Annotated in this window: 6 protein-coding genes; 4 read left to right on the top strand and 2 right to left on the bottom strand. The window is 69.2% G+C overall.

Annotated elements, in window-relative coordinates:
* A partial coding sequence (locus C1J00_RS38030) for a hypothetical protein (RefSeq protein ID WP_102913458.1) occupies positions 1-566 on the bottom strand: 566 nt, incomplete at its 3' end.
* Positions 567-568: 2 nt separating this feature from the next.
* Positions 569-1465 carry a helix-turn-helix domain-containing protein gene (locus tag C1J00_RS38025; protein WP_102913457.1) on the bottom strand — a complete coding sequence of 299 codons (897 nt, stop codon included), beginning with the start codon at positions 1463-1465 and terminating at the stop codon, positions 569-571.
* An 890-nt stretch (positions 1466-2355) separates the two neighbouring features.
* On the opposite strand from C1J00_RS38025, the gene C1J00_RS38020 reads away from it, so the two are divergent.
* The 4 genes from C1J00_RS38020 to C1J00_RS38005 form a co-directional block, all read left to right on the top strand.
* On the top strand, positions 2356-2787 hold the full coding sequence (locus tag C1J00_RS38020; protein WP_229872814.1) for an XRE family transcriptional regulator: 432 nt from the start codon (positions 2356-2358) through the stop codon (positions 2785-2787).
* 34 nt (positions 2788-2821) lie between these two features.
* Positions 2822-3334, top strand: coding sequence for a hypothetical protein (locus C1J00_RS38015; protein WP_245936674.1), 513 nt, complete (start codon positions 2822-2824; stop codon positions 3332-3334).
* On the top strand, positions 3331-4539 hold the full coding sequence (locus tag C1J00_RS38010) for an MAB_1171c family putative transporter (protein WP_102913456.1): 1209 nt from the start codon (positions 3331-3333) through the stop codon (positions 4537-4539). The genes C1J00_RS38015 and C1J00_RS38010 overlap by 4 nt, the downstream gene beginning before the upstream one ends.
* On the top strand, positions 4536-5078 hold a 543-nt coding region (locus C1J00_RS38005; RefSeq protein WP_146046337.1), incomplete at its 3' end, for an amidase family protein. The genes C1J00_RS38010 and C1J00_RS38005, both read left to right, overlap by 4 nt.

Genomic DNA, 5078 nt, shown 5'->3' with positions numbered 1-5078 from the left:
ACCGGGGCCAGGCACCATTCGCATCGCACGCTCAGGGCATCGGGCAGTCCCTGCGCGACAGCGGCCTCACGGGCTGCGCGGGCGGGTCGGTAGGGCGCGAGGGCTGCTCGGGCGGCGGGCGGTATGCAGGAGCCGATCTCCCGCAGCCGCGCCTCCAGCTTCGGGTCGACTCCGTCGCGACCGCTGGTGATTGCTCGGGCCTGCGCGGGCTGGGCGGTGCCGGCGGCGACGGCGCGGCGGGTGTCGGCCAGCTCTGCGGTCCAGGCGGCCTGGTCGTCCGGGTCGACGGACGGCGTGGGATCGGAGTGCCTCGCCAGGCGGTCGCGCCGGTAGCTCTCCCAGGGGCGGGCCACGTCCGCGGGCAGGATCTGGTACGGCGAGGTGCGGATGTGCTGGCGGGCGGCGACGCGGACGTCCCAGCCGTGCGGGGTGGCCATCGGCACGTCGCCGAGCAGCTCGTGCCACTGGGCGAGCTGGTCGCGCGCCTCGCCTTGGTCGGTGCGGATGGTGCGGGGGTCGAGTCGGCCGATGTAGGCCAGCAGGGCTGCGATTTCGCGGCGGTCCACGGTCAGCCCTCCGTTCCGGTCGGCTCGTCGAGGGCGGCAAGCAGGGCGGCGGTGTGGGCCTCCGTCCGCGTCATGCCCCCCGGTACGGCGGTGTTCTTGCCGGGCACGGCGTAGAGATTCGGTCGGCTGGGAGCGTGCTCCCGGGCGACCCAGGAGCGCCAGTCGGCAGCCCAGGCTTCCGCCGCCCTCGGAGCATGGCCCGCCCGGTGTGCACGCCACTTCGCGTCGGCGGCCCGCAGGCCCTGCTCGCCGAGGCGATCGAGGTGTCCCTGCTGGCGGGCCCAGGTGTGGGTGGCGGAGTCGACCTGCCACTCGGCAGCCGGGAGGACGGCAGCACCACTACTGCTGTACCTCCGGTTCAAATCAGGTTCACTACGGTTCTGTGTGCCGGTAGCCGGTACATCGCTGTGCCGGTGGCCGGTACGTCGCTGTGCCGGTTTCCGCCTCGACCTGCCGGTTTCCGGTACTGCCGGATTCCGGACCCTCGCGGGGGATTCCGGCACCTCACGCGGGCGGATTCCGTACCGCCGCAGAGCCGAGAGCCGAAGCTTCGCGGGGCCCGCGGGCTCGTCTGCTGCTGTGTCGCTGTCTTCCTGCTCCTGCTGATCGCGCTGGGCCAGGGCGACCACTTCGGCGGCGAGAGGCATGCGGTAGACCGTGCTGCGCTGCGGGCCTACGAGGTCATCGAGTTGTTCCAGCTCGCCGGCCAGGAGCAGGCGCTCGACGGCTTCGCGCACCGTGGAGACCGAGGAGCGGGTCCGCTTGGCCAGGCTGGACAGCGAGGCCCAGGAGATGCACTGCTCGTCGGCCACCCGGTCGGCGATCGACAGCAGGACCAGGCGCGCGGCCCCTCGGCTGGAGCTGTGCTCCCACACCCACTCGCGGGCTTCGCTGCTCATCGGCCGCTCCAGACGAGCGGGCGGGTCCGGCTGCTCGCCGGGGCCAGGGTGGTGCGGTCCGGCTCGGGGCACTGAGGCGCCGAGGCGGTGGTGGCTGCCGCGCAGGCCAGGCGGAAGGGCCTTTTGCGCAGGGCAGGAGGCATGCGATACTCCCCTTTGCAGTGTTGCCACGCTGACGCGCCCCTCGGAAGGACTCAGCGTGGTGATGGTGGGCAATCTCCGCCCTTGCCGGGGCGGGTATGCCGCTTAGCGTTCGGCGTCCGTGAGTTACCGCTCTCGGGCGCCGTCGCTGTTTGCGGACCTTCGCGGTCCGGTCCGTGCTCGCGGTCTCCTCACGTTCGTCGCCGCAGGCGGGCTGCCCGGGGACGACGAACATACGCACGGACCGGTGTCAAGATCCAGACTTGGTTCTTAAACTCTGTACTGGTTGCAGAGAGTCGCCGAACAGTCGTGTGCCGCAGCCGTCCGCACAGGGCCTGGCGGGGTCCGTCCTCGCGTCGAAGCGCACCGTTGCCGCGGTTGCCCCGTACACCGAGAGCGTGCCATTGTGTCCGAATTGGAGCGGTAGTCTGCTATTCCCCGCAGCGGAAATGCGATGTGGATGAGGTGTTTCCACGGTCGCCTCCGCGCTTTCCGGTCGAAGATCAAATACGGCCTGCCAGACGTGACTTATGTCGCTGGGTGAATGTGGCTTGCGCCACGTCGCCCGGCGTACTCCCTGTCGGTAGAAACGGACAGGTCGACCTGAAACAGGCGGTACGCGCCACACGGAAACGTGCTGGTGGGGAAGAACTTTCCATACGTGTGATCGGCGCGTCAAACTGGTGTTTATGGCGGGGTAGGGTGGCTGAAGTTGCGAGGAAGCCCGCCCTGGAAAGGATCATGGAAGAGTGGCCGAAGGTCAGGTGAGCCCCAAGGGGCTCATGGATCGCCTAAACCGCCTGTTCGACACCGTGCACCCGCCCGATCGCGGCCCTTACAGCAACGCTGAAGTGGCCGAACTGATGGAGAAGCGAGGACTGGGCAAGCTGTCGGGGCAGTACCTGTGGCTCTTGCGGACCGGGCAGCGCGACAACCCGACGAAGCGTCATCTCGAAGCGCTCGCAGGGTTCTTCGGCGTGGATCCCGCCTATTGGTTCGACGATGCTGTCGCCGAAAAGACCGTGCAGGAACTTGAGTTGCTCGCACTGCTTCGCGATGCGAAGGTCAAGAACGTTCTTCTTCGCCTATCCGACGTCTCCGCAGACGGAAAGGATGCCGTCCTGGGGGTCGTTGAGAGCGTGCGAAAATCCGAGGGGTTGCCGCCCTCAACTGGCGCGTAAACGGCGGCAGTTCAGTAAATGATCAAGGAAAGCAATGTGGTCTGCACGTATGCTGCGCCGGCCTGACCTCTTGGCCGAGTTGAAGCTCCCGCACGTCACCAATATCCGCGACCTCAGCGACGAGGTCTCTCGCCGCACGGGACGGACGGTGGTCCTAGAGCCCCGGGAGCAGGCGCCCTCGGTGTGCGGGGCATGTGCCGTTACAGAGAGTGCCGTCCACGTTTTCTACGACCCGTGGACCAGCGTCCTGCACCAGGACCACATCATCGCCCACGAGTTCAGCCACCTACTGCTCGGCCACCACGAGAACCGACCGGTCTCCGCGCTGGCTCCGGCCTTCATCACCAGCGTGGACCCGGCCACCGTGCAGATGATGCTGGGGCGCACCAAGTACGACGAGGACGAGGAGCGAGACACCGAACTCCTCGCATCGCTGCTCCAGCGCCGGATCATCGACCGGTGGTTGCGCAGCGACGAGCCCTCCGGGGACGAAGTGCAGGATCGGGTGACGCACACGCTGCTGCGCCGACGGGAGGCCCGGCCGTGAAGGACCTGCTCCACCCGATCAGCCTCGTCGTCGCGACGCTCGGCTTCCTCTGCCTCCTGCGGGACGTGCCCACTCGGCGCCGCGACCCCGCCTCCGCCGCGCTGGCCGCTGTCTTCCTGCTGTCAGGGCTCTCGTTCCTGTTCTCCATCACGCCGATGTGGAACTACCTCGACCGCGTGCTTGGCACCGTCAACCTCTCCGTGCCCCTCGCGCAGGGCTGCGTGGTCGCGCTCCTGGCCTGCCAACAGGTGGTCCTCACCTACTGGGGATCCCCGCCCGAGGTGGCCCGCCGGCGCAGTCGCCGCTGGCTCTGGGCCGGCTTCGCGGTGATCGCCGGGCTGCTGGTGCTGTTCTCCCTGCTGACGCCCAACGCGCCGCACCCGATCGACTTCACGCTCTACTACGCACACGACGACTGGTACGCCGCGTACCTCACCCTGTACGTCACGGCCTACACCATCGGCGAAGTCTTCCTCGCCCGCGCCTGCTGGCGCCTGGCCCGCCGCAGCACTCGCGGGTCCGTCCGCGTCGGCCTGTGCATCGTCACCCTCGGCGCGACCGTCACCCTCGGATACAGCGCCGTCCGCATCGGCAACGTGATCGCCGGCGCCTTCGACACCTCCCTCGCGGAATGGGAGGGCTTTGCCTGGACCTGCGGCGATGTCGGCGCCATGCTCACGCTGATCGGCTGGCTCGTGCCCACCATCAGCGACCAGGCCCAGAGCGTCCGGTACCGGATCAAGCAGTACCGCAGCTACTACGGCCTGCGCCCCCTGTGGCTGGCCTTCTACAGCGAGGCACCCGAGATCGAGCTGCCGATCGACAGAGTCGACCCGGCGCAGAGGCGCCACTTCCGCCGCATCTCGATCCGGCTCTACCGCCGAGCCGTCGAGATCCGGGACGGCCGGTTCGTGATCCGCCAGTACCTCGACGCCGCCGTCCGCGAGGCCAGCGAAGCCCGTCACCAGGCCCGAGGGCTTCACGGAAAGGATCTGTCCGCGGCCGTCACGGCCGACCAGATCCTCGCCGGAATCGCCGCCAGGGCCGCCGGCGCCCGCCCGGAGCCCGACCAGCTCACCGAGTTCGCCGACTTCGAACGCCAGACCACCAGGCCCATGGACGACATCGACGCTCTCCTCGACGTCGCGCGCCACCTGCCCCGCCAGCCCGCACGAGCCCCCCACCTTGAGCGAGTCTCCGCATGACGAACGACCTCACCCACCAGCCCGCCCACGTCCAGCTCCGGGCCCTGGACCGCGGCGAGATCTCCAGCCGCGAACTGCTCGACCTGCACCTCGCCCAGATAGACGCCAGCCAGATCAACGCCGTCGTCACGCGCGACGACGGCGCGGCCCGCGCCGCCGCGCACGCAGCCGACGAGCGCCGCGCCCGCAGCGAGAGCACCGGCGTCCTCAACGGCCTTCCCCTCACGATCAAGGACAGTTTCGAGACGGCCGACCTGCGCACCACCAGCGGCGCCGAAGACCTCGCCGACCACGTCCCCACACGCGACGCTGACGCGGTCGCCCGGCTCCGCCACCAAGGTGCCGTCATCATGGGCAAGACCAACACCCCGGCGTACTGCCAGGACCTGCACACCGACAACGCCCTGTTCGGCCCCACGCTCAACCCACACGACCCCAAGCACACCACTGGCGGCTCCTCCGGAGGCCCCGCCGCAGCAGTCGCCGCCCACCTGACCCCCGCCGACCTCGGCAGCGACCTCGCCGGCTCCCTGCGGCTC

Origin of the sequence: Streptomyces cahuitamycinicus (assembly GCF_002891435.1) — a bacterium.
Classification (GTDB): domain Bacteria; phylum Actinomycetota; class Actinomycetes; order Streptomycetales; family Streptomycetaceae; genus Streptomyces; species Streptomyces cahuitamycinicus.
The sequence above is the reverse complement of the archived record's forward strand: the minus strand, read 5'-3'. Positions and strand labels throughout refer to the sequence as shown.

What these genes read in the sequence shown, in the direction of transcription:
- C1J00_RS38025 (WP_102913457.1), bottom strand. Translation starts at nt 1,465, where the DNA reads ATGAGCAGCGAAGCCCGCGAGTGGGTGTGGGAGCACAGCTCCAGCCGA.
- C1J00_RS38015 (WP_245936674.1), top strand. Translation starts at nt 2,822, where the DNA reads ATGTGGTCTGCACGTATGCTGCGCCGGCCTGACCTCTTGGCCGAGTTG.